The organism is Streptomyces sp. CRN 30 (assembly GCF_034105845.1).
In genome coordinates this window covers 21,538-44,283 of record NZ_JAVRHI010000401.1, presented here as the reverse complement: position 1 = coordinate 44,283, position 22,746 = coordinate 21,538, and the positions used below count along the sequence as shown (strand labels likewise).

Annotated in this window: 19 protein-coding genes and 1 pseudogene; 11 read left to right on the top strand and 9 right to left on the bottom strand. The window is 73.0% G+C overall.

Annotated elements, in window-relative coordinates; all coding sequences use genetic code 11:
- Positions 1–90: 90 nt before the first annotated feature.
- Positions 91–1,485 carry a cystathionine beta-synthase gene (locus UW392_RS44395; protein ID WP_320781008.1) on the top strand — a complete coding sequence of 465 codons (1,395 nt, stop codon included), beginning with the start codon at positions 91–93 and terminating at the stop codon, positions 1,483–1,485.
- A gap of 437 nt (positions 1,486–1,922) precedes the next feature.
- On the opposite strand, the gene UW392_RS44390 is transcribed toward UW392_RS44395, so the two are convergent.
- Positions 1,923–2,357, bottom strand: coding sequence for a hypothetical protein (locus tag UW392_RS44390; protein WP_320781007.1), 435 nt, complete (start codon positions 2,355–2,357; stop codon positions 1,923–1,925).
- 171 nt (positions 2,358–2,528) lie between these two features.
- Here UW392_RS44390 and UW392_RS44385 point away from each other — a divergent pair, with 171 nt between their 5' ends.
- Both UW392_RS44385 and UW392_RS44380 read left to right on the top strand, forming a co-directional pair.
- Positions 2,529–3,371, top strand: coding sequence for a MurR/RpiR family transcriptional regulator (locus UW392_RS44385; RefSeq protein WP_320781006.1), 843 nt, complete (start codon positions 2,529–2,531; stop codon positions 3,369–3,371).
- A 137-nt stretch (positions 3,372–3,508) separates the two neighbouring features.
- The gene (locus tag UW392_RS44380; protein ID WP_320781005.1) at positions 3,509–4,093 is read left to right on the top strand and encodes a hypothetical protein; all 585 of its coding nucleotides are present in this window, start codon (positions 3,509–3,511) and stop codon (positions 4,091–4,093) included.
- Between the two features lie 30 nt (positions 4,094–4,123).
- Here the strand turns inward: UW392_RS44380 and UW392_RS44375 are convergent, their stop codons facing one another.
- The 6 genes and pseudogenes from UW392_RS44375 to UW392_RS44350 all read right to left on the bottom strand — a co-directional run bounded on the left by UW392_RS44375 (position 4,124) and on the right by UW392_RS44350 (position 9,825).
- The gene (locus UW392_RS44375; RefSeq protein WP_320781004.1) at positions 4,124–5,491 is read right to left on the bottom strand and encodes an APC family permease; all 1,368 of its coding nucleotides are present in this window, start codon (positions 5,489–5,491) and stop codon (positions 4,124–4,126) included.
- 177 nt (positions 5,492–5,668) lie between these two features.
- On the bottom strand, positions 5,669–6,043 hold the full coding sequence (locus tag UW392_RS44370) for a hypothetical protein (RefSeq protein ID WP_320781003.1): 375 nt from the start codon (positions 6,041–6,043) through the stop codon (positions 5,669–5,671).
- Positions 6,044–6,409: 366 nt separating this feature from the next.
- Positions 6,410–6,779: pseudogene (locus tag UW392_RS44365) on the bottom strand (roadblock/LC7 domain-containing protein); the annotation flags it as partial.
- Between the two features lie 38 nt (positions 6,780–6,817).
- Positions 6,818–7,711 carry a hypothetical protein gene (locus UW392_RS44360; RefSeq protein ID WP_320781002.1) on the bottom strand — a complete coding sequence of 298 codons (894 nt, stop codon included), beginning with the start codon at positions 7,709–7,711 and terminating at the stop codon, positions 6,818–6,820.
- On the bottom strand, positions 7,708–8,106 hold the full coding sequence (locus UW392_RS44355) for a hypothetical protein (RefSeq protein ID WP_320781001.1): 399 nt from the start codon (positions 8,104–8,106) through the stop codon (positions 7,708–7,710). The genes UW392_RS44360 and UW392_RS44355 overlap by 4 nt, the downstream gene beginning before the upstream one ends.
- A 351-nt stretch (positions 8,107–8,457) precedes the next feature.
- Positions 8,458–9,825: a diaminopimelate decarboxylase gene (locus UW392_RS44350; RefSeq protein WP_320781023.1), complete on the bottom strand. Its 1,368-nt coding sequence runs from the start codon at positions 9,823–9,825 to the stop codon at positions 8,458–8,460.
- Positions 9,826–10,111: 286 nt separating this feature from the next.
- Between UW392_RS44350 and hutU the strand changes: the two genes are divergently transcribed.
- From hutU to hutI, 4 genes are all read left to right on the top strand, one after another.
- Complete coding sequence (gene hutU, locus UW392_RS44345; RefSeq protein WP_320781000.1) at positions 10,112–11,776, top strand: urocanate hydratase; 1,665 nt, start codon at positions 10,112–10,114, stop codon at positions 11,774–11,776.
- A 107-nt stretch (positions 11,777–11,883) separates the two neighbouring features.
- On the top strand, positions 11,884–13,089 hold the full coding sequence (locus tag UW392_RS44340) for an allantoate amidohydrolase (RefSeq protein WP_320781022.1): 1,206 nt from the start codon (positions 11,884–11,886) through the stop codon (positions 13,087–13,089).
- On the top strand, positions 13,086–14,456 hold the full coding sequence (locus tag UW392_RS44335; protein ID WP_320780999.1) for a formimidoylglutamate deiminase: 1,371 nt from the start codon (positions 13,086–13,088) through the stop codon (positions 14,454–14,456). The genes UW392_RS44340 and UW392_RS44335 overlap by 4 nt, the downstream gene beginning before the upstream one ends.
- 92 nt (positions 14,457–14,548) lie before the next feature.
- Positions 14,549–15,763 carry an imidazolonepropionase gene (gene hutI / locus UW392_RS44330; protein WP_320780998.1) on the top strand — a complete coding sequence of 405 codons (1,215 nt, stop codon included), beginning with the start codon at positions 14,549–14,551 and terminating at the stop codon, positions 15,761–15,763.
- 91 nt (positions 15,764–15,854) lie between these two features.
- Here hutI and UW392_RS44325 read toward each other — a convergent pair whose 3' ends face one another.
- Positions 15,855–16,760 (bottom strand): RNA polymerase sigma factor SigF, encoded by a 906-nt coding sequence (locus UW392_RS44325; RefSeq protein WP_320780997.1) that lies wholly within the window; start codon positions 16,758–16,760, stop codon positions 15,855–15,857.
- 258 nt (positions 16,761–17,018) lie between these two features.
- Here UW392_RS44325 and UW392_RS44320 point away from each other — a divergent pair, with 258 nt between their 5' ends.
- Complete coding sequence (locus UW392_RS44320; protein WP_320780996.1) at positions 17,019–17,387, top strand: STAS domain-containing protein; 369 nt, start codon at positions 17,019–17,021, stop codon at positions 17,385–17,387.
- Between the two features lie 275 nt (positions 17,388–17,662).
- Positions 17,663–18,391, top strand: coding sequence for an ATP-binding protein (locus UW392_RS44315; protein ID WP_414497309.1), 729 nt, complete (start codon positions 17,663–17,665; stop codon positions 18,389–18,391).
- A gap of 102 nt (positions 18,392–18,493) precedes the next feature.
- Here UW392_RS44315 and UW392_RS44310 read toward each other — a convergent pair whose 3' ends face one another.
- Positions 18,494–19,993 carry an oligopeptide:H+ symporter gene (locus tag UW392_RS44310; RefSeq protein WP_320780994.1) on the bottom strand — a complete coding sequence of 500 codons (1,500 nt, stop codon included), beginning with the start codon at positions 19,991–19,993 and terminating at the stop codon, positions 18,494–18,496.
- A gap of 645 nt (positions 19,994–20,638) precedes the next feature.
- On the opposite strand from UW392_RS44310, the gene UW392_RS44305 reads away from it, so the two are divergent.
- Positions 20,639–21,316 carry a response regulator transcription factor gene (locus UW392_RS44305; protein ID WP_053760328.1) on the top strand — a complete coding sequence of 226 codons (678 nt, stop codon included), beginning with the start codon at positions 20,639–20,641 and terminating at the stop codon, positions 21,314–21,316.
- A gap of 139 nt (positions 21,317–21,455) precedes the next feature.
- Positions 21,456–22,733 (top strand): ATP-binding protein, encoded by a 1,278-nt coding sequence (locus UW392_RS44300; protein WP_320780993.1) that lies wholly within the window; start codon positions 21,456–21,458, stop codon positions 22,731–22,733.
- Positions 22,734–22,746: the final 13 nt, after the last annotated feature.

Sequence of the window (22,746 nt, the reverse complement as noted above, 5' to 3'; positions counted from 1 at the left end):
GTCGGCCAATCGTGACGGGGCGTCCGCGCACAAGGGGGGCATAGGCTGGCGGGACCCGAGACCACCCCTTATGCAGCTCCGGAGACAACGGTGCATTTCCACGACTCGATGATCGGCCTCGTCGGCAACACCCCGCTGGTGAGGCTCAACAACGTGACCGCGGGCATCCAGGCGACCGTCCTCGCGAAGGTCGAGTACTTCAACCCCGGCGGCTCCGTGAAGGACCGCATCGCCGTGCGCATGATCGAGGCGGCCGAGCAGAGCGGCGAACTGCAGCCGGGCGGCACGATCGTCGAGCCGACCAGCGGGAACACCGGTGTGGGCCTGGCGATCGTGGCCCAGCAGAAGGGGTACAAGTGCATCTTCGTGTGCCCCGACAAGGTGAGCACCGACAAGATCAACGTGCTGCGGGCCTACGGTGCGGAGGTCGTGGTCTGCCCCACCGCCGTGGCCCCGGAGCACCCCGACTCGTACTACAACGTATCCGACCGGCTGGTGCGCGAGACGCCCGGCGCCTGGAAGCCGGACCAGTACTCCAACCCGCACAACCCCCTCTCGCACTACCACTCCACCGGCCCCGAGCTGTGGGAGCAGACGGAGGGGAGGATCACCCACTTCGTCGCGGGCGTGGGCACCGGCGGGACCATCTCGGGCACCGGCCGGTACCTCAAGGACGCCAGTGACGGGAAGGTCCAGGTCATCGGCGCCGACCCGGAGGGCTCGGTGTACTCCGGCGGGTCCGGGCGGCCGTACCTGGTGGAGGGCGTCGGCGAGGACTTCTGGCCGACCGCGTACGACCGGACCGTCGCCGACGAGATCGTGGGCGTGTCCGACAAGGACTCCTTCCAGATGACCCGGCGCCTGGCCAAGGAGGAGGGCCTGCTGGTGGGCGGCTCCTGCGGCATGGCCGTCGTGGCCGCGCTGCGGGTCGCGGAGCGGCTCGGCCCCGACGACGTGGTGGTCGTGCTGCTGCCGGACAGCGGGCGCGGATACCTCAGCAAGATCTTCAACGACGAGTGGATGGCGGACTACGGCTTCCTGGAGGACGAGGGGCCGAGCGCGCGCGTCGGCGACGTACTGCACGACAAGGAGGGCGGCTCCATCCCCTCGCTCGTCCACATGCACCCCGACGAGACGGTGGGTCAGGCGATCGACGTACTGCGCGAGTACGGCGTCTCGCAGATGCCGATCGTGAAGCCGGGCGCCGGACACCCGGACGTGATGGCCGCCGAGGTCGTCGGTTCGGTCGTGGAGCGGGAGCTGCTGGACGCGCTGTTCGCCCAGCGTGCCTCGCTCCAGGACCCGCTGGAGAAGCACATGTCGGCGCCGCTGCCGCAGGTGGGCTCCGGCGAACCGCTCGGGGACCTGATGACCGTACTGGGGGCCGCGGACGCGGCGATCGTGCTGGTCGAGGGCAAGCCGACCGGCGTGGTGAGCAGGCAGGACCTGCTGGCCTTCCTGGCCCAGGGGGGCGCGAAGCAGTAGGGATCGGGCGGACTGCGGCGCCGCCGGGCGGTGCGGGTCCGCGCCACCGGCGCGATCTCCGCATCGCCACGGGTGCGACCTTCGCTCCGCGCCACCGGTGCGAACTTCGCACAAGTGGTACGAGCGCGTCACGTCCACGCAGCACCGGCTTAACACGGGTCCGGCACATTGGTGGGTGTCGGCAGGACGGCGGGGACACCGCCCAGGCGTTGAGCGCCGGGGAAGGTTCCCGTTCCGGCCGGCACCGAGAACGGCGTAAAGGACCTCCGGAGCGGCTCCCGGACCTCCTGGACGCCAGGACGCGCCCGGCCGGGCCCTGACCCGGCTCCGCGTCCCCTCGCGGGGACCGCCGTCGTCCCGCCCCCCGGTAACGGGGGTGCGGCGGTCCCCGCGCATACTTCTCGGCGCCTGCTTCCCCGGGCCTGCTTTCCCCGCGCCTAGCCCTCCCAGTCGGAGTCGTCCGGCTTGCTCCCGGGGCGGCCCCGGCGGGGGCTGGTGCGCAGGGCCCAGGCCACGTTGACGCCGACGATGCCGGCCCAGGTGACCAGGAGGCCCGGCAGGTCTCCCGTGCCGCCGCCTATGCCGGACAGCGGTATCGCGAGGACCAGCGAGACGACCCCGAAGCCGAAGCGCTCACCCCAGGAGTCGGTGGACGACCTCGGCGAGCGGGTGCCGCGCGCCTCCGACATCTGCAGCTCGGCGAGCCGGCGCCGCACCCGGCGGTCCACCGTGCCGTCGAGGCGCTGCTCGACCTTCTCCAGGAACGAGTCGACCAGCGCCGAGTCGTACTCCTCGCCCAGCTCCCTGCGGGCCTGCAGGGTGGCGGAGAGTTCCTTCTTGAGCTCGGCGTCGTGGGCTCCGGTAGCGGTCATGCCGTTCACGGTAGGCGGGGGCTCGGCCTCGGGGCACTGGGGCTAGCCCCCGTGTCCACGGACTCCTGCATAGGGCCATGCAGGGTCATCGGCGGCTGAATACACTGGCGCGCGTGGGCCGTACCGCCGGTTACCGGCCATGGGTCACCGACCACGGGGGGAAAGCACGTCATGAGCGGGACCGACAGCCCGGCCGCGCGGCTGCAGGCGCTCTTCGAAGGGCACCGGCTGACGCCGACCCAGCGGCGCATCGCGCACAGCATGGTGCGGCGGGCCGCGGACGTGCCGTTCCTGTCGAGCGTGGAACTCGCCGAACTCGCCGGGGTCAGCCAGCCGTCCGTGACCCGGTTCGCGGTCGCCCTCGGCTTCGACGGTTACCCGGCGCTGCGCCGGCACCTGCGGGAGGTCACGCCCGCCGGGCCGGCCCCGGACACGGCGCCGTACAACGAGTACCAGCAGGCCGTCGAGTCCGAGATCGAGAACCTGCGGCACCTCGCACAGGTCCTCGCCGACCCCGCGCCGGTGGAGCGGGCCGGGCACCTCCTGGCCGCCTCGCGCCCCCTGCCGGTGCTCGGGCTCCGCGCGGCCGCCGCCCAGGCGCACGGCTTCGCGTACTTCGCCGCCAAGGTCCATCCGGACGTCCGGCTGCTGAACGAGAGCGGCTCGATGCTGTACGACCGGATCGACGCGGCGGTGACCGCCGGCGCGAGCGCCCTGTTGTGCTTCGCGCTGCCCCGGCATCCGCGGGAGACCGCCGAGGCGCTCGGGTACGCGAGGGCGGCCGGGCTGACCGTGGTCACGGTGGCCGACTCGGCCTTCGCCCCGGTGGCCGCGGTGTCGGACCTGCTGCTGCCGGCCGCCGTCGGCACCGGACTCGCCTTCGACACCGCGTGCGCGCCCATGCTGCTGGGCCGGGTACTGCTGGAGGCGATGTGCGACGGCCTGCCGCAGGCACAGGCGCGACTGGAGGAGTTCGACGCGCGGGCGGCCGCGAGGGGGCTGTTCGTGGAGTGAAGCGGAGTGAGGTGAGGCCTTCCCGTGCGGCGCCGGCCCCTCGTACATCCGCTTCTCAGACACGTCTCAGGTTCGCTGGCTAGCCTGCCCGGCGCAGAGGACGAGGCGTACAGGCCGAGGAGCCGAGGAGGCGGAACGTGGCGCGCGGAGGACAGGGGCTGGCGCGGGTTGCCGTGGTCGTGAGGGCGGGGGCCGCGCCCCTGTGGTGGCTCGGGGTGGTCGCGGCCGGGATCAGCGTGCTGGTGCCGGGACTGACCGGGCGGCGGATCGGGGTCCTGGCCGGGGCCGCGCTCTTCCTCGTCGTGGCGTCCGTGGTGGCCGGTGTGCGGCGGGGGCGGTACCGGGAGCTGGCGCGGGCGACCGTCCGGGCCGGCAAGCACGACGTGCTCCAGGACCGGCGGGTGACCGTACGGAACTGGCGGCGCGGACACCGCTGGTGGCTGCTGCTCGCCTTCCTTGCCGCGCTGGGCATCGGGTTCGCCGCGCCGGCGGCCGGCGGGCTGCTGCTCGCCGGGGCCGGTGCCGGGCTGCGGCTCAGGGCCGCGTGGATCGGGCGCCTGGAGCGGTCGGAGGACGTACTGCTGTGGGTGCGGGTCGACTGGCTCTCACGGTGGGGCGGCGCTCCCGTCGGGAAGCGGGTGAAGGCGTACCGGGCCACCGGAGTGGCCGCGGGCGACGCGGCACCCGGAGGCGGGCGCCGCGTCGCGGCCGCCGCGCGCTGACGGCCCGCCGGGACAGGTGCCGGCGGGCCGTCAGGGCTCGTCGTCCGTCCGGCGGAGCACCAGCTTGTTCACGGCCCACAGGGCGATGCCGATGGTGACGAGGACGGCGGCGCGGACGTAGACGTCGGCCGGGCGGTCGGCCAGCGGACTGGCCAGGACCAGGGCCGTGACGGCGCCCAGGACCGGGAGGACCGTCGGGGTGCGGAAGTGCGCGTGGTCGACGCGGTCACGGCGCAGCACCAGGACCGCGATGTTGACCACGGCGAAGACGCACAGGAGCAGGAACGCCGTCGTGTCACCGAGCCCCTCGATCTCGCCGGTCGACACCAGGCCGATGGCCAGCAGCGTCACGAAGACGATGCCCGCGACCGGGGTGCGGCGGCGCGGCAGGACCCGTCCCATCACGCGCGGCAGGATGCGCTCGTTGGCCATGCCGTAGCAGAGCCGGGAGGCCATCATGATGTTGATGAGGGCCGAGTTGGTCACCGCGAAGAGGGCGATCAGGGCGAACAGTCCGGGCGGGAAGTCCACCCCGCCGACCTTGACGACCTCCAGGAGCGGTCCGCTGGAGCCCGCCAGGGTCCGGTGGTCCACCAGGAGCGAGGAGACCAGCGCCACCAGGACGTAGATCGTGCCCGTGACCGCCACCCCGATGAAGATCGCCCGGGGGAAGGTCCGGCCCGGGTCCTTCGTCTCCTCTGCCATGTTCACCGAGTCCTCGAAGCCCACGAAGGCGAAGAAACCGAGGGCCGTGGCGCCCAGTACGCTCGTGACCAGCGCGTATCCGGTGCCGCTCGCCTCGAACTCGGTGAGGCGGGACGGCTCTCCGTCACCGCTCAGCACCGCCCACGCGCCGATCGTGAGGATGATCAGCAGGCCGGTGAGCTCGACGATCGTCAGGATCACGTTCGTCTTGACCGACTCCGCGACACCGCGCAGGTTCAGCGCGGCCAGCAGGACGACGAACGCGATGGCGACGAGTGTGGGCGGCAGCGAGCCGCCGGTCAGTTCCCCGAGGTAGTCGCCGCTGAAGGCGCGGGCCGCGGCACTCGCGGACGACAGGCCCGAGCACATCACCATGAACGCGACGATGAACGTCAGGAAGGGCACCCTGAAGGCCTTCTGGGTGTAGAGGGCCGCCCCCGCCGCCTTGGGGTACTTGCCGACCAGCTCCACGTACGACGCCGCCGTCAGGATCGCCACGACGAAGCCGATGACGAACGGCAGCCACAGCGCACCGCCCACCTTCCCGGCCACCTTGCCGGTCGTCGCGTAGATGCCGGTCCCGAGGATGTCGCCGATCACGAAGAGGATCAGCAGTCCGGGGCCGAGGACACGTGCGAGGCCGGGCTCCTCGGCGGGCTGCGGCGCTCCCGTGGTCTTTTCGGTGGTCGACAAGCGGACCTCCCGCGGTCGGTGAACCGTCCGGGTCAGTTCTGCCCGGTGGAGGGACGCGGATACCTGCGGTGCCGATTCCCGGAGATCGACCGGGGATCGACGGGGTCCTGGGCGCGCGGTACGGCGCACACAGGCGGTGGGCGGCGCTGCCCGGCTGGACGCGCCGCCCATCGTGACTCAGACCTCGAGTTCCGCCTCGATCCTCTTCAGCTGGTGCCGGGCCATGGCGAGGTTGGCCCGCTTCTGGTCGAGGACCAGGTAGAGGAAGAGGCCGTTGCCGCCCCGGCCGGTGAGCAGGCGGATCAGGTGGTACGCGTCGCTCAGGGTGATCAGGATGTCCTCGATCTCCCCCTTCAGGCCGAGGTGTTCCATCGTGCGCAACTTCGCGCGGACGACGTCGGTGTTGCCGGCTGCCGCGACGTTCAGGTCGAAGCCCTTGCTGCCGCCGATCGTGCCCAGCGCCATGCCGCTGGTGTAGTCGACCAGCGCGACGCCGGTCGCGCCCTCGATGGAGGCGAGTGCTTCTTTCAGCGCGGTTTCGGTGTTGGCCATGGCGAGGTACGTCCTCTCAACTCTCGCTTGCGGTGGGTGTGCTGGTTGTGGTGGACGGGGTGGGTGTGCTCGGGGCCGCGCGCGTCGTGGAGCGCGCGGCCCTGGTCCGCGGGGTGGCGGACTTCGTGCCGGTCTTCGGGGCGGCGGTCCGGTCGGCGGGTGCCGCCGCGGCGGCGGGGTCGGGGACGGTCGGTGAGGCAGCGAGGTCGGGGACGGCCGGGGATGCGGCGGGGGATGCGGCGGGAGCCGGGTCGTCGTCCTTCGGCGCGGTCGGCCTCGTCGGCCTCGTCGGCATCCCGGTCCTGGTCGCGGCGCCGGCCTTCGCCCCGGCCACGGTGGTGCGCGCGGGCGGGCCGACACGGGCCGCCGCGGCGTCGACCAGCTCGCCGATGCGGGTACCGGCACGGCGGCCCTCCAGGTGCAGCCGGCCCACGTTGACCCGGTCCTCGGCCAGCAGCGTCAGCACGGCGGAGGCGCCGGCCGCGTACGTCGCCACATAGCCGTCCGATCCCCGCACGAGCAGCTCGCGGAAGCCGCCCCGCCCGGTGGCGTCCGTCATCCGTACGGCCACGCCCAGCACCGAGGCCGTGAGCGCGGCGACGCCCTCCGGTTCCACCCCGGGCGTGTCCTGGGCCAGCACCAGGCCGTCCACGCTGGCCGCGAGCGCGCCGGTCAGCTGGGGCACGCGGGCGCGCAACCGGTGCAGCTCGTCGAGGACCTCGGCCTCCGCCGCCATCAGCAGTCTCCTCTCGGCACGCTGTCGAAGCGCGCGGATCACAGGGCCTCCAGGGCGTCTCGGAGCCGGCGCAGCAGGGCGATGCCGGGGTCCGCCGAAGGCTGGGTGAGCAGTGCGGACACGGGGTCGCCGGAACTGTCGGAGGGGGCGGGGCCGTCGGGAGCGTCAGGGCTGCCGGAACCGTCGGCCCCGGCGGTCACCGGTGGTGCCGCCCGCACGATTCCGGCGGCGGCCAGCCTGCGCAGGTCGACCAGGGTGTGGAACGCCGGACGGCCGAGGACGCGGGAGATGTCGGAGGCCGTGCGAGCACCGTCCACCTGGTCCAGGACGGCCGACTGGCGGGCCGGTACCGGTGGCTCGGCGGGGCTCCCGGCGCGGTGCAGTGGCGCGTCGTCCGTCGCCGCGTCGGGCCAGATGCGGTGCAGCAGTTCCCGGCGGCGCAGTGTCTCGCGCTCCAGCGCGGCCACCGGCACCGGACGTACGGGACCGAGCCAGTGCGCGGCCCCGTACCGGAAGCGGGCCGGGGCGCCGGACGGGCCGAGTACGAAGTACGCCGCGTCGAAGACCGCGGCCACATGGCAGAGCTCCAGCGCGCCCTCGGTGACCCGGCCGCTGTCGACCAGGAACCGGCCGACCCGCCGCCGCGCGCCGGCCTGTGCGACGGCCTCCCGCCAGGCGTCGGTGTGCAGGGAGCCACTCGTGATGAGCAGGGATTCGAGGCCGGGGCTCTGCGGGCTGTCGGCGTGCACGATCCGGCCGTCGGCGAGGTAGAGCGTGCCGTGTTCGCGCAGCAGGACGCCGGTGGCCCGTTCCGCGGCGAGGCGGTGGAGCATCGGGGAGAGGCTGGGGGTGGCGGGAGGCGCGGGGGCACCGCGGTCGGCGGACCTGGACCGCAGCGGGAGCGGGGGCGGCGGTGTGCTGATCACGGTCATCCCAGCACCAGCCGTCCCGCCATCTCGCCGAGCCGGATGCGGGCCAGGGCGAGGTTGCCGTCGGCCCGGGCGAGCCACAGGTGCAGGAAGACGCTGCTGTCGAAGGTCGTCCGGACGAAGCGCAGGAGGTGGTACGTGTCGCGGTTGCTGACGATCAGGTCCTCGACGGGCGGGTCCTGCCCGTCCCAGCCGGCCTCCTCCTCCGGTGCGAAGGCCCGGTGCTCGGCCGCGAGCCGCGCCAGCTCCGCCGCCTCTGCGGCGGTCGTCTCGTGGTCGCCGCCCGGCGCGTCCCCGACCGTGCCCAGGGCCAGTCCGCTGGTCCAGTCGACCACCGCGGCGCCCAGGGCTCCGGGCAGCCTCATGGCTTCCAGCAGGCACTCGTCTATTCCGGGCACCGTGGCTCCCCTCCCGCCTCGGGTACGGCTGAGTGACGCCGAAACTACGTACCGTGCGCGGTGAGGGTGAGAGTTCCGGGCATTTCCCGGTCGAACGCGTGCGAACTGACTAATGTGGGTCGGCTGTTCGTCTTCCGCCGGGACCGGGGGCGGACGTGAACGGTGCTGCGCCGACCTGGGACGCGGGGGGCGAGGCGCCTGCGGGCGGCAGGGGGGCCGCTCGTCAATCGGGGGACGAGAAACGGTCGTTCGAAGCGCGGGATGTCGCGCGCGCCGGTCGGTGAGGACACGCGCGGGAGCGCCGGCGGACCGAACCGGCTCCCGGCCCGCGCCCGCGCCGCAGGGCCCGCGCTACAGGTCCAGCAGGGCCCGGGCGTGCTCCCCGCCCGATTCCCCGACGATCTCGTCCACGGTCTGGGGGGTCCGTACCGGAGAGAAGCGGATGCCCTCCGGCCCGGCGGGTGCGAAGCCGTGGATACCGGGTCGCTGCAGGGAGTTGTACGCGTAGTGGTGGGCGAAGTAGTAGGCGCCGGTGTCCAGGGCGGCCGCGTAGTCGCCCTGCTCCAGGAGGGGCAGGGCACGGCCCTCGGCGAGGAGGTCGCCCGAGAAGCAGGCGGGTCCGGCGACGTCCTGGACGACGGCGGGACCGGACTTGCGGCGCCCCTCCGCGTCGTACGCGGCGATGCGCAGCGGCCATGAGCCGGGCGCGTAGACCGTGCGGGTGGCGACCTGGACACCCGCGTGGGTCACCGCGATGGGACGGCCGCCCGACCGCTTGGCGTACTCGACGCGGGCGACCACGGTGCCGTGCTTGGCCAGGAGCGACCGGCCGAACTCGGTGACCAGTCCGTACCGTCCGGAGAAGAGCCCCGGGACCGCCTCGGCCAGCAGGCGCGCGTACCGGTCGAAGGTCGGGGTGCTCTCCTCGGAGGCGAAGTTGACCGGCAGGCCGCCGCCGATGTCGATGGTGTCGACCTGCCGGCGGCCGACGCGCCGGTTGACCTCCTCGGCCAGGGCGTACGTCTCCTCCACGCCCCGTGCCATCAGGGTGAGCGGGATGCCCTGGGAGCCGGTGTGGGCGTGCAGCCGGGTGAGCCAGGGCCGGTCCGCGTACGCCCTGACCACCCACTCCCGGGCGCCCTCGTCGCGCAGGGCGACACCGAACTTGGAGGTGGCCGTGGCGGTGGACGTCGCACCGATGGAGCCGCCGCCGACCTGGGGGTTGACCCGGATGCCGAGCGGGGAGCGGGTGGGCGCGGAGCGGACCAGGGCGTCGAGGCGCTCCAGTTCCTGCGGGTTGTCCGCGTTGACCGCGATGCCGAGGGCCAGCGCCTCCCGCAGTTCCGCCGGCGTCTTGGCGGGCGAGTCGAGCACCGTGCGGTCCGGGGTGATGCCGGCCGCCCGGGCGAGCGCCAGTTCACCGGGGCTCGCGACCTCGGCGCCGATGCCCGCCGCACGCAGCAGGCGCAGCACGGGCACGAGCGGGGTGGCCTTGACGGCGAAGGCGTGCAGCACGGGTGTGCCGGGCGCCGTCACCGCGTCGAAGGCCGCTTTCAGCGCCGCCGCCGACTCCCGGATGCCGGTGACGTCCAGCAGTCCCACGATGGGCGCGTCCGGCCCCAGCAGGCCCCGCTCCACCGCGGCACGCACCGCCTCGTCCCGCCGGGCCGCGCGCTCCCCTTCGCTGTGGCCCGTAGCGCCGGTCCCCGTGTCGTTCATCTCGGCCCCCGTCGTCGTGCCCACCGTGCCCACCGTGCCCACCGCCGGGATTCTGTGCCCGGTGGGGCCGGCCAAACATCCGGGATGCCCCCGTACGGGTGTACGGCCGTATTGACTATCCCTATTCAGGTACACAGTCTGTGAATGGCCGGCGCAACAGGCGCACCGTCCGGCCGCCCACGCGTGCGTCCCTTCCCACCTGCCCGAGCCGCCCGCCCGCCGTCGCGTCCGTTCGTCCCGTCCGACCCGTCCCGTCCGACCCGCCCGTTCCGCCAGGAGGCCGACCGTGTCCGGACCCCGCCCCGTACGAGCCGCGCGCGGCACGGAACTGAGCACCCTGGGGTGGCCGCAGGAAGCCGCCCTGCGCATGCTGCAGAACAACCTCGACCCCGAGGTCGCCGAGCATCCCGACCGGCTCGTCGTCTACGGCGGGACCGGGAGGGCGGCCCGGGACTGGCGCTCCTTCGACGCGATGGTGCGCACGCTGCGGACCCTGAGGCAGGACGAGACGATGCTCGTCCAGTCCGGCCGCCCCGTCGGGGTGATGCAGACCCACGAGTGGGCTCCGCGTGTGCTCCTCGCCAACTCCAACCTGGTGGGCGACTGGGCGAACTGGGAGGAGTTCCGCCGCCTCGAACACCTCGGGCTCACCATGTACGGCCAGATGACCGCGGGGTCATGGATCTACATCGGCACCCAGGGCATCCTCCAGGGCACCTACGAGACCTTCGCCGCGGTCGCCGCCGAGCGGTTCGGCGGGTCCCTCGCCGGGACGATCACGCTCACGGCCGGGCTCGGCGGCATGGGCGGGGCCCAGCCGCTCGCCGTGACCATGAACGACGGCGTCGCCCTCTGCGTCGACTGCGACCCGCGCGCGATCGAACGCCGCATCGAGCACCGGTACCTCGACGTGCGCGCCGACTCCCTCGAACACGCCCTGCGGCTGGCCGTCGAGGCGCGCGACGCCCGCCGGCCGCTCTCCATCGGCCTCCTCGGCAACGCGGCGGAGCTGCTGCCGCGGATGCTCGCCGAGGGCGCGCCCGTCGACGTCGTCACCGACCAGACCTCGGCCCACGACCCGCTGTCGTACCTGCCGCTCGGCGTCGACCGGGACGACATGGCCGCGTACGCCGCGAAGGACCCCGCCGGGTTCACCACCCGCGCCCGCGAGTCCATGGCCCGGCACGTCGAGGCCATGGTCGGCTTCCTGGACGCCGGTGCCGAGGTCTTCGACTACGGCAACTCGATCCGTGGCGAGGCGCGACTCGCCGGGTACGAGCGGGCGTTCGCCTTCCCCGGGTTCGTGCCCGCGTACATCCGGCCGCTGTTCTGCGAGGGCAAGGGCCCCTTCCGCTGGGCGGCACTCTCGGGCGAGGCCGCGGACATCGCCGCCACCGACCGGGCGGTCCTGGACCTGTTCCCGGAGAACGAGTCCCTGGCCCGCTGGATCCGGCTGGCCGGGGAGCGGGTGCGCTTCCAGGGGCTGCCCGCCCGCATCTGCTGGCTCGGCTACGGGGAGCGGGACCGGGCCGGTGAGCGCTTCAACGACATGGTCGCGAGCGGTGAGCTGGCGGCCCCGCTGGCCATCGGGCGGGACCACCTCGACTGCGGCTCCGTCGCCTCGCCGTACCGGGAGACCGAGGCCATGCGCGACGGCTCCGACGCGATCGCCGACTGGCCGCTGCTGAACGCCATGGTCAACGTGGCCTCGGGCGCGTCCTGGGTCTCGGTCCACCACGGCGGCGGCGTGGGCATGGGGCGGTCCCTGCACGCCGGGCAGGTCACCGTCGCCGACGGCACCAGGCTCGGCGGCGAGAAACTCCGCCGGGTGCTGACCAACGACCCCGGCACGGGAGTCGTCCGCCACGTGGACGCCGGGTACGAGCGCGCCGAGGAGGTCGCCGCCGAGCGGGGCGTGCGGGTGCCCATGCGTGAGGGGGACGAGGCGTGAGGCCCGAGCCGGAGGACCGGGACGGCGACCGCCGGGCGGTGACCGCGGGGGCGGACCGGCCCGCACGGACCGCCCGGTCCGGCGTGGCCCCGCCCGACTTCCCCACCATGTGGCGCGACCTCCACCCCGTCGGACGCCACCCCGGCAGCGGCGGCTACCGCCGCTTCGCCTGGACCGGGGCCGACGCCGAGTGCCGGGCCTGGTTCGCGGAGCAGGCCGGGCGGCGCGGCCTCGCCCTCGAGGTCGACCGGAACGGCAACCAGTGGGCCTGGCTCGGGGACCCCGCCCGGGGGGACGCCGTGGTCACCGGCTCGCACCTCGACTCCGTGCCCGACGGCGGCGCCTTCGACGGGCCCCTGGGAGTGGTGTCGGCGTTCGCCGCGCTCGACGAACTGCGCGCGCGGGACGCCCGGTTGGCCAAGCCCCTGGGCATCGTCAACTTCGGGGACGAGGAGGGCGCCCGGTTCGGGCTGGCCTGTGTGGGGTCCAGGCTCAGTGCCGGACGGCTCACCGCGGAACAGGCGCACCGGCTGACCGACGCCGACGGGATCACCCTGCCGCGGGCCATGGAGGCCGCCGGGTACGACCCCGAGGCCGTCGGACCGGACCCGGAGCGGCTCGGCCGGATCGGGGCCTTCGTCGAACTCCACGTCGAGCAGGGGCGCGCGCTCGACCTGACGGGCGACCGGGTGGGCGTCGCCAGTGCCATCTGGCCGCACGGGCGGTGGCGGTTCGACTTCCGGGGCGAGGCCAACCACGCCGGCACGACCCGGCTCGCGGACCGGCGGGACCCCATGCTGCCGTACGCGGAGACCGTGCTCGCGGCCCGGCGCCGGGCCCGCCTCGCCGGCGCCGTCGCCACCTTCGGCAGGATCTCCGTCGAGCCGAACGGGGTGAACGCCGTGCCCTCCCTCGTCCGCGGCTGGCTCGACTCCCGCGCCGCCGACCCGGCCACCCTCGACACGGTCGTCACCGGCATCGAGGAGGCCGCGCGCGCCTACGCCGAGGAACAGGGCGTCCGGCTCGACGTGGTCCGCGAGTCGTGCACGCCCGTCGTCGAGTTCGACCACGCGCTGCGGAACGAGATCGCCCGCATCCTGGGCGGCGGGGCGGCCGGGCCCCGCGTGCCCGTCCTCGGTACCGGCGCCGGACACGACGCGGGGATCCTCTCGGGGACCGTCCCGGCCGCCATGCTGTTCGTGCGCAACCCCACGGGCGTCTCGCACTCCCCGGCCGAGCACGCCGCCGAGGACGACTGCGTGGCCGGGGTGACCGCCCTCGCCGACGTACTGGAAGGACTGGCCCGCAGGTGACGCGGACGACCTACTGGCTCGAACACGCCTGGCTCGGCACCCACGTCGAACCCGGCGTGACCGTCGAGACCGCCGACGGGCGCATCACCGCCCTGCGCACCACGGACGCCGAGGACCGCAGGGACGGTGCGGGCGGCACCGGCGGCCCCCCGCCCGGTGCCGAGATCCTGCGCGGCCTGACCCTCCCCGGACTGGCGAACACCCACTCCCACGCCTTCCACCGGGCTCTGCGCGGCACCGTCCAAATCGGCTCCGGCACCTTCTGGACCTGGCGCGACGCGATGTACGCGGTGGCCGGCCGGCTGACCCCGGACACCTACCACGCGCTCGCCCGCGCCACCTACGCCGAGATGGCCCTCGCGGGCGTCACCTGCGTCGGTGAGTTCCACTACGTGCACCACGCCCCCGGCGGCGTCCCCTACGCCGACCCCAACGCCATGGGCGAGGCCCTCGTCGCAGCCGCCGCCGAGGCCGGCATCCGGATCACCCTCCTGGACACCGCCTACCTCTCCGCCGGCTTCGGCCGGCCGCCCACCGGCCACCAGCTCCGCTTCTCCGACGGCACCGCGGAAGTCTGGGCGACACGCTCTTCACTTCTCAAGGAACGCGATCACGCACGGATCGGTGCCGCCGTGCACTCCGTACGGGCCGTACCCGCCGACCAGTTGGCCACCGTGGCCCGGTGGGCCGAGGAGCGGCGGGCCCCGCTGCACGTGCACCTGTCGGAGCAGCCGGCCGAGAACGAAGCCTGCCGGGAGGCCCACGGCCGCACCCCCGCCCGGCTGCTCGCCGACCACGGTGTCCTCGGGCCCCGCACGACCGCCGTCCACGGCACCCACCTCACCGAGGAGGACGTCGCGCTGGTCGGCGCCGCCTCCACCGGCACCTGCATGTGCCCGACCACCGAGCGGGACCTCGCCGACGGCGTCGGCCCGGCCGGCGCGCTGCAGCGCGCCGGGTCCCCGCTGTCCCTCGGTTCCGACAGCCACGCCGTCATCGACCTCCTGGAGGAGGCACGCGCCATGGAGATGAACGAGCGCCTGCGCACCCGCACCCGCGGTCACTGGACGGCGGCGGCCCTCCTGCGGGCGGCCACGGCCGACGGCCACGCGGCGCTCGGCTGGGAGGCGGCCGGCACCCTGGAGACCGGCGCGCTCGCCGACTTCACGACGCTTCGGCTCGACTCGGTCAGAACGGCGGGACCGCTGCCACGTCTCGGCGCGGAGACGGCTGTATTCGCCGCGTCGGCAGCGGATGTGCGCCATACGGTCGTGGGCGGTCGGCACGTCGTGCGGGACGGGGCGCACGTCCTCGTGCCGGACGTGCCACGGGCGCTGGAGACCGCCGTCGCGAGCCTGCGCGGCTGACCGCCTCCCGCCGCTCCGAAGAGCTCTCCCGGTCCCCCGCCGGCACACCGCCCTGTCCCGCCCGCACCGCAGCCCAGGCCACCGAGGACGCCATGAGCAGCCCCAGCACCGCCCAGCCCGCAGACGCGGCCAGCAGCGCCAGCACCGTCATCACCAACATCGCCGCTCTGGTCACCAACGACCCCTCCCTCAGTGACAGATCCCCCGTGGGCGTGATCCAGGACGCGGCCGTCGTCATGGAAGGCGACCGCGTCGTCTGGACCGGTGGAAGAAGCAAAGCACCCGCCACTGACAACCGGGTCGACGCCGGAGGCCGGGCGGTGCTCCCGGGCTTCGTGGACTCCCACTCCCACCTGCTCTTCGCCGGCGACCGCACCGAGGAGTTCAGCGCCCGCATGTCCGGCCGGAGCTACACGGCGGGCGGCATCCGCACCACCGTGGCCGCCACCCGCGCCGCACGCGACGAGGACCTCGAACGCACCCTCACCCGCCACCTCACCGAGGCCCTCCGCCAGGGCACGACCACGCTGGAGACCAAGTCCGGCTACGGGCTCACCGTCGAGGACGAGGCCCGGGCGCTGCGCCTGGCCGCCCGGCACACCGAGGAGGTGACGTACCTCGGCGCCCACGTCACGCCTCCCGAGCACGCCGGCGACCCGGCGGCGTACGTCGCCCTCGTCACCGGGCCGATGCTCGACGCCTGCGCCCCGTACGCCCGCTGGATCGACGTGTTCTGTGAGGAGGGCGCCTTCGACGGCGACCAGGCGCGGGCCGTCCTCACCGCGGGCCGGGAGCGGGGTCTGCACCCGCGCGTGCACGCCAACCAGCTCTCGTACGGCCCCGGTGTGCGGCTCGCCGTCGAACTGGACGCGGCGAGCGCGGACCACTGCACCCACCTGACCGACGCGGACGTGGACGCGCTGGCGAACAGCCGTACCGTCGCCACACTGCTGCCCGGCGTCGAGTTCTCCACCCGGGCCCAGTGGCCCGACGCCCGCCGGCTGCTCGACGCGGGGGCGACGGTCGCCCTGGCCACCGACTGCAATCCGGGGTCGTCGTTCACGTCCTCGGTACCGTTCTGCGTCGCGCTGGCCGTACGGGACATGGGCATGACACCTGATGAGGCGGTGTGGTCGGTCACGGCGGGCGGGGCGGCGGCCCTCCGGCGCACCGATATCGGCCGCCTGGTCCCGGGCGCGTACGCCGACCTGGTGCTCCTCGACGCCCCGAGCCATGTGCACCTGGCCTACCGGCCGGGGGTGCCCCTGGTCGCCGGTGTCTGGCGCAGGGGCGTGCGCGTCGTCTGACGGCGCCGCCGCAGTGGGGGCGGAGCCGGAAAAGGCGCCGGCCGGGCACCGGGACGAACAGGCGTGTCCCGTACCCGGCCGTCGGCGTGGGTCACTCCTCGACCGTCAGCCCCCTGCGCAGGCGCACGAGAGTGCGGGAGAGCAGCCGGGAGACGTGCATCTGGGAGATGCCCAGCTCCTCACCGATCTCCGACTGGGTCATGTTGGCGACGAAGCGCAGCGAGAGGATCTTGCGGTCGCGTGACGGGAGCTTGGCGATCAGCGGCTTCAGCGACTCGATGTACTCGATGCCCTCGAGCCCGTGGTCCTCGTATCCGATCCGGTCCGCCAGCGCGCCCTCGGAGTCGTCCTCCTCGGGCTGGGCGTCGAGGGAGCTCGCCGTGTAGGCGTTCGAGGCCGCCATGCCCTCGACGACCTCCTCGTTGGAGATGCCGAGGCGCTCGGCCAGCTCCCGCACCGTCGGCGCGCGGTCGAGCTGCTGGGCCAGTTCGTCGCCGGCCTTCGCCAGGTCCAGGCGCAGCTCCTGCAGCCTGCGCGGGACGCGTACCGACCAGCTGGTGTCACGGAAGAAGCGCTTGACCTCGCCGATGATCGTGGGCATCGCGAAGGTGGGGAACTCGACGCCGCGGCTCAGCTCGAAGCGGTCGATCGCCTTGATCAGGCCGATCGTGCCGACCTGGATGATGTCCTCCATCGGCTCGCTGCGGGAGCGGAAGCGGGAGGCGGCGAACTTCACGAGTGCGAGGTTCAGCTCGACCAGGGTGTTGCGTACGTACGCGTATTCGTACGTGCCCTCCTCGAGGGACTCCAGCCGCTCGAAGAGTGTCTTGGACAGGGCCCGCGCGTCCAGCGGCCCCACCTCGTCGTACGGGGGGATCTCCGGAAGTCCTTCGAGCGCGGCGAGATCGAATTCGTCGCGGACGTCTTCCGGGATGAGTGCCGACGTCGCCCTCTGGGTATGCGATTCGTCGAGCCGGGGTGACATGATGTCCTCCATCGTTCTCGGCATATGGCCGCCGATGCCAATACGTGCACTGCGGTGTGCGGCGCCTCCGTAGCCGGCCGTGTAGTCGGGTGTCTTTACTAGCCCTACCCGCTTACCTGAGACTGCCGCAAGTGCGCTTCGTTATGAAATGTCCGTTTGCGTGTGATTGTTCGGGTGTCGGAGTGCGTGCGGAAGGCGTAGTGTTCGAGGGCGAGTCATGAGCCACGATGGTGGCGAGTCATCAGCCACGATGGTCGGGAGAGAGACGGCATGGACCGCGGGACGGTCGGCAGCGCACAGTCGGGCCGACTACTGGTCGAAGTGCGGGAAGAGGGCGCCAGCGCCGTCGTGATCCCCGCGGGCGAGTTGGACCACCACACGGCCGATCTGTTGCGTGAGCCGCTCGACGGCTGCCTCGACAAGGGGTTCGCACGTCTGGTCGTGGACTGCTCGCGCCTGGAGTTCTGCGACTCGACGGGGCTGAACGTCCTGCTGAGCGCGCGGCTGAAGGCGGAGGCCGCCGGCGGCGGGGTCCACCTCGTGGGCATGCAGCCGGTGGTGGCCAGGGTCTTCGAGATCACCGGGGCCGATGCCGTCTTCACCGTCCACGAGACGCTCGAAGCGGCGCTGGGCGACTAGGGCCGGGCGGCCGGACCGTGCATGGGCCCGACCGGTGGGGGCGCCCGGACGACGTTCGACGGGGCGTACCGCTCCGTCGTGTGCGGGTGGTGCGTTGCGTCCGTCACGGTTTCCCCACGGAACAAGTGGGTGTCCCGACGAACCGGTCGGGCAGAAGACATCCTGAACATGTCGGCGAGGGCGCGGCGGGCGCGCCGTGGGATCACGGGGGGATCCCTTGATCCGCGTACTGACTTCTGAAACGTGAATGGGTGAATCGGTGAGGTGAAGCGCTGATGAGCACCACCCGGCCTTACTCGCCGGGCGACCGCGGCCCGGAACCGGGCGCCGGCGGCGCTTCCGGGGTGCCCGGTGAGGGTCCTCCCGCGGAGGGCTTGATCGCGGGGGGTGCACCCGCGCCCGCCGGACGAGCGCACGGTGTGACGGCGCGCACGAGCGCGCCCGTGGTGGGCGCGCGCGCGACCGTACGCGGGGTTCCCGCGCCGACGGGCGAGGCACGCGCGGAGGACGCGCCTGCGGAGGGCGCCTCCGCAGGCCCGCAGACGAATGACCGGACCGCGGCCGCCGACGCCGGGAGCGCGCCCGCGCGCGCCCCGCGGCAGGTCCGCCGACTGGGTTTCGACGACGAGAGCGGTGTCGTGCCGCTCGCCCGCGACTTCACCCGCCAGGCGCTGCACGCCTGGGGCTGGCTGCCCGCGGCCACCGCCGACCGGCGTGCCGCCGCGGAGGACGTCCTGCTGGTCGTCTCCGAGCTCGTCACCAACGCCTGTCTGCACGCCGAGGGCCCGGACGAGCTCGTGATCTCCTGCGACAACAAGGTCCTGCGGATCGAGGTCACCGACCGGGGCGCGGGAGAGCCCGCACCGCGCACCCCGCACCGCGCCGGCCGTCCGGGCGGCCACGGGATGTTCATCGTGCAGCGGCTCTGCCTGGACTGGGGCGTCGTACGGGCGCCCGGGCCCGTGGGCAAGACGGTCTGGGCGGAAGTGGGCGCACCGGCCTGATCCCGGCCGCACTGTTCCTCCGTGCGCCTGTCCTCATGACCCGACGGCGAAGGGCCGCCGCACCGAATGGTGCGGCGGCCCTTCGGCCTTGAGCGGGGCGCCTCAGTGCACGTCGCCCATCATCTTCTTGACCTTGCCGCGGTACATCCACACCGCGAATCCGGCGACGACCGCGAGCGTGGCCTCGAGGGCCACCACGCCCTTGGTGTTCAGGTCGACGCCCGCGATGGACAGCAGGCCCGTCGTGGCGTCGCCCGCCGTCACCGCCAGGAACCAGACACCCATCATCTGGGAGGCGTACTTGGCCGGAGCCATCTTCGTGGTGACGGACAGACCGACGGGGGAGAGCATCAGCTCACCGACGGTCTGCGTGAAGTAGATGGCCACCAGCCACAGCGCGGCCGCCTTGTGACCGCCCTCGGCGATCGACAGCGGGGCCAGGAAGAGGAAGAAGGAGGCGCCGACGAGGACCAGTGAGGAGGAGAACTTGACGATCGTGCTCGGTTCCTTGCCGCGCCGGTTCAACGCGAGCCACGCCCAGGCGAAGACCGGGGCGAGCGCCATGATCAGGACCGGGTTGACCGACTGGTACCAGGAGACCGGGAACTCCCAGCCGAAGACGCTGTTGTCCGCGGAGGACTCGGCGAAGATCGACAAGGTCGAGCCGCCCTGGTCGTAGATCATCCAGAAGACGGCCGCGGCCACGAAGAACCAGATGTACGCGGACATCTTCGACTGCTCGGTGGCGTCCAGTTCCTTGTCGCGCTTGATGCGCGCGATGACCAGGACGGGGATGATCAGACCGAGCACGGTGATCGGGACCAGCAGCCAGTTGAGCGTGTAGTGGCCGGTGCCCACGACGATTCCGTAGAAGACCGCGGCGACGACCGCCCACAGGGCCGACTGGCGCAGGGTCGCGTTCCGCTCGGCGGGCGACAGCGGCGTCGGTACGACGTCGGACTCGGTGCTCAGGTGACGGCGGCCCAGCAGGAACTGGGCGAGGCCCAGCGCCATGCCGAGCGCGGCGAGAGCGAAGCCGAGGTGCCAGTTGACCTTCTCGCCGACGGTGCCGATGATCAGCGGCGCGGCGAAGGCGCCGACGTTGATACCGATGTAGAAGACGGTGAAGCCGCCGTCGCGGCGCGGGTCGTTCGTGCCCTTGTAGAGGTGGCCGACCATCGTGGAGATGTTGGCCTTCAGCAGACCCGAGCCGATCGCGACCAGACCGAGGCCGGCGAAGAAGGTGCCGGAGCCGGGCAGGGCCAGGGTGAGGTGGCCGAGCATGATGATCAGTCCGGCGTACGCCACCGTCTTGCGGGGGCCGAGCACGCGGTCCGCGAACCAGCCACCGGGGAGGGTGAGCAGGTACACGAGCGACAGGTACACCGAGTAGATCGCGGTCGCGGTGGCCGCGTTCATGTTCAGGCCGCCCGGTGCCACCAGGTACAGCGGCAGCAGGGCCCTCATGCCGTAGTAGGAGAAGCGCTCCCACATCTCGGTCATGAACAGAGTGGCCAGGCCGCGGGGGTGGCCGAAGAAGGTCTTCTCGGAGCCGCCGGGTGTGCCCGGGGGAACCGGTTCCTTCGTCAGGCTGGACGCCATGGTCGTTCCTTGCTGGTCAGGGCGCGCGGGTGGGGGTCCGGTCCTCGCCCTCGTCCGAGGGCCCGAGGGCGGGTGCGCGCCCGGTGGGGGGCGGCCGGCACCGGCTGGATCGACCCGCCCACCCCACGCCCACGGGGAGTCCGCTCCGGATCACGGAGCGAGGGCGGCGACCACCGGGATCCACGCCTCTCCGCGCGTCATTGCGTCAGAGGCCCGGCCACAGGTCATTCCTTTCGAGGCCAACTCGCACGTTGACCCGCACACAAAAGAGACCTTCAGCGTCAAGAAAGCGCCAAAGGTCCCCGCGGTGCTACAGGCGTTCAATCACCATACGTCACATTGCCGACGGGTACGGAAGGGCTTGAGAGATGGATCACAGGTTTGAGTCCAGCGAAGATCGCTGTTTCGAAGGTTGTACCCAGGGTGCTCTCTCAGGAACCCTAGGTGTACGTAACTGACCGTCATGCCGGGCCATCATGCCGGAATGGCCGAAAGTCGCAGTCGGCGTGAATCCGCCGTGAGCACGCGCGCGTGGGAGCGTGTCCACCGCCCCGCGCGCGTGGGAGGGGGACGTGCTGCCGAAGCGGCGCATCGCGCTCGTCGATCACCCTCCTGGTGTTGTCGCAGGCGGACTACCATCACTCCATGACCCGAGTACTGCTCGCCGAGGACGACGCGTCCATCTCGGAGCCGCTGGCCCGCGCGCTGCGCCGGGAGGGCTACGAGGTCGAGGTCCGCGAGGACGGCCCGACCGCGCTGGACGCCGGGCTGCAGGGCGGCGTCGACCTGGTCGTCCTGGACCTGGGGCTCCCCGGCATGGACGGCCTGGAGGTGGCGCGCCGGCTCCGCGCCGAGGGGCACACCGTCCCGATCCTCATCCTCACCGCCCGCGCCGACGAGGTGGACACCGTCGTCGGCCTCGACGCGGGCGCCGACGACTACGTCACCAAGCCGTTCCGGCTGGCCGAGCTGCTCGCCCGGGTCCGGGCCCTGCTGCGGCGCGGTGCCGCCGAGCCCCAGCAGCCGCCGGCCACGCACGGTGTGCGGATCGACGTCGAGTCGCACCGGGCCTGGATGGGCGACGAGGAGCTGCAGCTCACGGCGAAGGAGTTCGACCTGCTGCGGGTGCTCGTGCGGGACGCCGGACGGGTCGTCACCCGGGACCAGCTGATGCGCGAGGTCTGGGACACCACGTGGTGGTCCTCCACCAAGACGCTCGACATGCACATCTCGTGGCTGCGCAAGAAGCTCGGGGACGACGCGGCGAACCCGCGCTACATCGCCACGGTGCGGGGAGTCGGCTTCCGCTTCGAGAAGAGCTGATTCCTTCCGAGTTCCGGGAGGGGGCGCGTGCGGGGCTGGTCGCGCAGGTCCCCGCGCCCCTGTCGGGGTGTGCCCGGCTCCGGGGAGCGGGGTGGTGCGGGCACACTGGGTCTCGTAAGCCACTCGTCCGGAGGGCCCCGTGCGTCGCCGTCTCATCCAGTCCACGCTTGCCGTGGTCCTCGTCGTGATCGCCGTCTTCGGCGTCTCCCTCGTCATCGTCGAGACCCGGACCATCAGCAGCACCGCCCAGGAGCGCGTCGACTCCGAGGCGGTGCGCCTGGCCAGCATCGTGGACAGCCGCATCCTCGGCGACGAGCGGATCAGCGCGGGCGTGCTGCGGGAGCAGGTGGACGAGGACCGGTACGCGCGCATCGAGATCCCGGGCCGGGCACCGATCGAGATCGGTGAGCGCCCCACCGGCGACGTCATCCACTCCGCGGCCCGGGGCGAGGAGGGCGAGACGGTCACGATCGAGGAACCGCGCTCGTCCGTGACCCGGGAGGTCGGCCGCACTCTGCTGATCATCGCCGCGGTCGCCCTGCTCGCGGTCATCGCCGCCGTCCTGCTCGCCGTACGGCAGGCCAACCGCCTCGCCTCCCCGCTCACCGACCTCGCGGAGACCGCGGAGCGCCTCGGCTCGGGTGATCCGCGGCCGCGCCACCGGCGGTACGGCGTCCCCGAGCTGGACCGGGTCGCCGACGTCCTCGACTCCTCCGCCGAGCGCATCGCCCGGATGCTCACCGCCGAGCGGCGCCTGGCCGCCGACGCCTCCCACCAGCTCCGCACGCCGCTGACCGCGCTCTCCATGCGGCTGGAGGAGATCACCCTCACCGACGACCCGGACACGGTGAAGGAGGAGGCCGCCATCGCGCTGAGCCAGGTGGAGCGGCTGACCGACGTGGTGGAGCGGCTGCTGACCAACTCGCGCGATCCGCGCACCGGCTCGGCCGTCTCCTTCGACCTCGACGAGGTGATCAACCAGCAGCTGGCGGAGTGGCGCCCGGCCTACCGCAGCGCGGGCCGCGCGATCGTCAGTTCCGGCAAGCGGCACCTGCGGGCCGTCGGCACCCCGGGCGCGGTCGCCCAGGTGCTGGCCGCGCTCATCGAGAACTCCCTCATGCACGGCGGCGGCACCGTGGCGCTGCGCACCCGTGTCACCGGCAACCAGGCGGTCATCGAGGTCACCGACGAAGGGTCCGGCATCCCTCCCGAGCTGGGCGCGCGGATCTTCGAACGCGCCATCAGCGGCCACAACTCCACGGGCATCGGGCTGGCGGTCGCCCGCGACCTCGCCGAGGCCGACGGAGGGCGCCTGGAGATGCTCCAGCTGCAGCCGCCGGTGTTCGGCCTCTTCCTGTCCCGTACGCCGGTGAAGCCGTCACAGGGCACCGCCGGGGAGCAGCACACGGTCCGGTGAGCCCGGCGGGCGC

Coding starts and splice junctions, on each gene's coding strand:
- UW392_RS44390 (WP_320781007.1), bottom strand. CDS start 2,357: ATGACCGCTACCGGAGCCCACGACGCCGAGCTCAAGAAGGAACTCTCC.
- UW392_RS44385 (WP_320781006.1), top strand. CDS start 2,529: ATGAGCGGGACCGACAGCCCGGCCGCGCGGCTGCAGGCGCTCTTCGAA.
- UW392_RS44370 (WP_320781003.1), bottom strand. CDS start 6,043: ATGGCCAACACCGAAACCGCGCTGAAAGAAGCACTCGCCTCCATCGAG.
- UW392_RS44360 (WP_320781002.1), bottom strand. CDS start 7,711: ATGACCGTGATCAGCACACCGCCGCCCCCGCTCCCGCTGCGGTCCAGG.
- UW392_RS44350 (WP_320781023.1), bottom strand. CDS start 9,825: ATGAACGACACGGGGACCGGCGCTACGGGCCACAGCGAAGGGGAGCGC.
- UW392_RS44340 (WP_320781022.1), top strand. CDS start 11,884: ATGTGGCGCGACCTCCACCCCGTCGGACGCCACCCCGGCAGCGGCGGC.
- hutI (WP_320780998.1), top strand. CDS start 14,549: ATGAGCAGCCCCAGCACCGCCCAGCCCGCAGACGCGGCCAGCAGCGCC.
- UW392_RS44325 (WP_320780997.1), bottom strand. CDS start 16,760: ATGGAGGACATCATGTCACCCCGGCTCGACGAATCGCATACCCAGAGG.
- UW392_RS44320 (WP_320780996.1), top strand. CDS start 17,019: ATGGACCGCGGGACGGTCGGCAGCGCACAGTCGGGCCGACTACTGGTC.
- UW392_RS44315 (WP_414497309.1), top strand. CDS start 17,663: ATGAGCACCACCCGGCCTTACTCGCCGGGCGACCGCGGCCCGGAACCG.
- UW392_RS44310 (WP_320780994.1), bottom strand. CDS start 19,993: ATGGCGTCCAGCCTGACGAAGGAACCGGTTCCCCCGGGCACACCCGGC.
- UW392_RS44305 (WP_053760328.1), top strand. CDS start 20,639: ATGACCCGAGTACTGCTCGCCGAGGACGACGCGTCCATCTCGGAGCCG.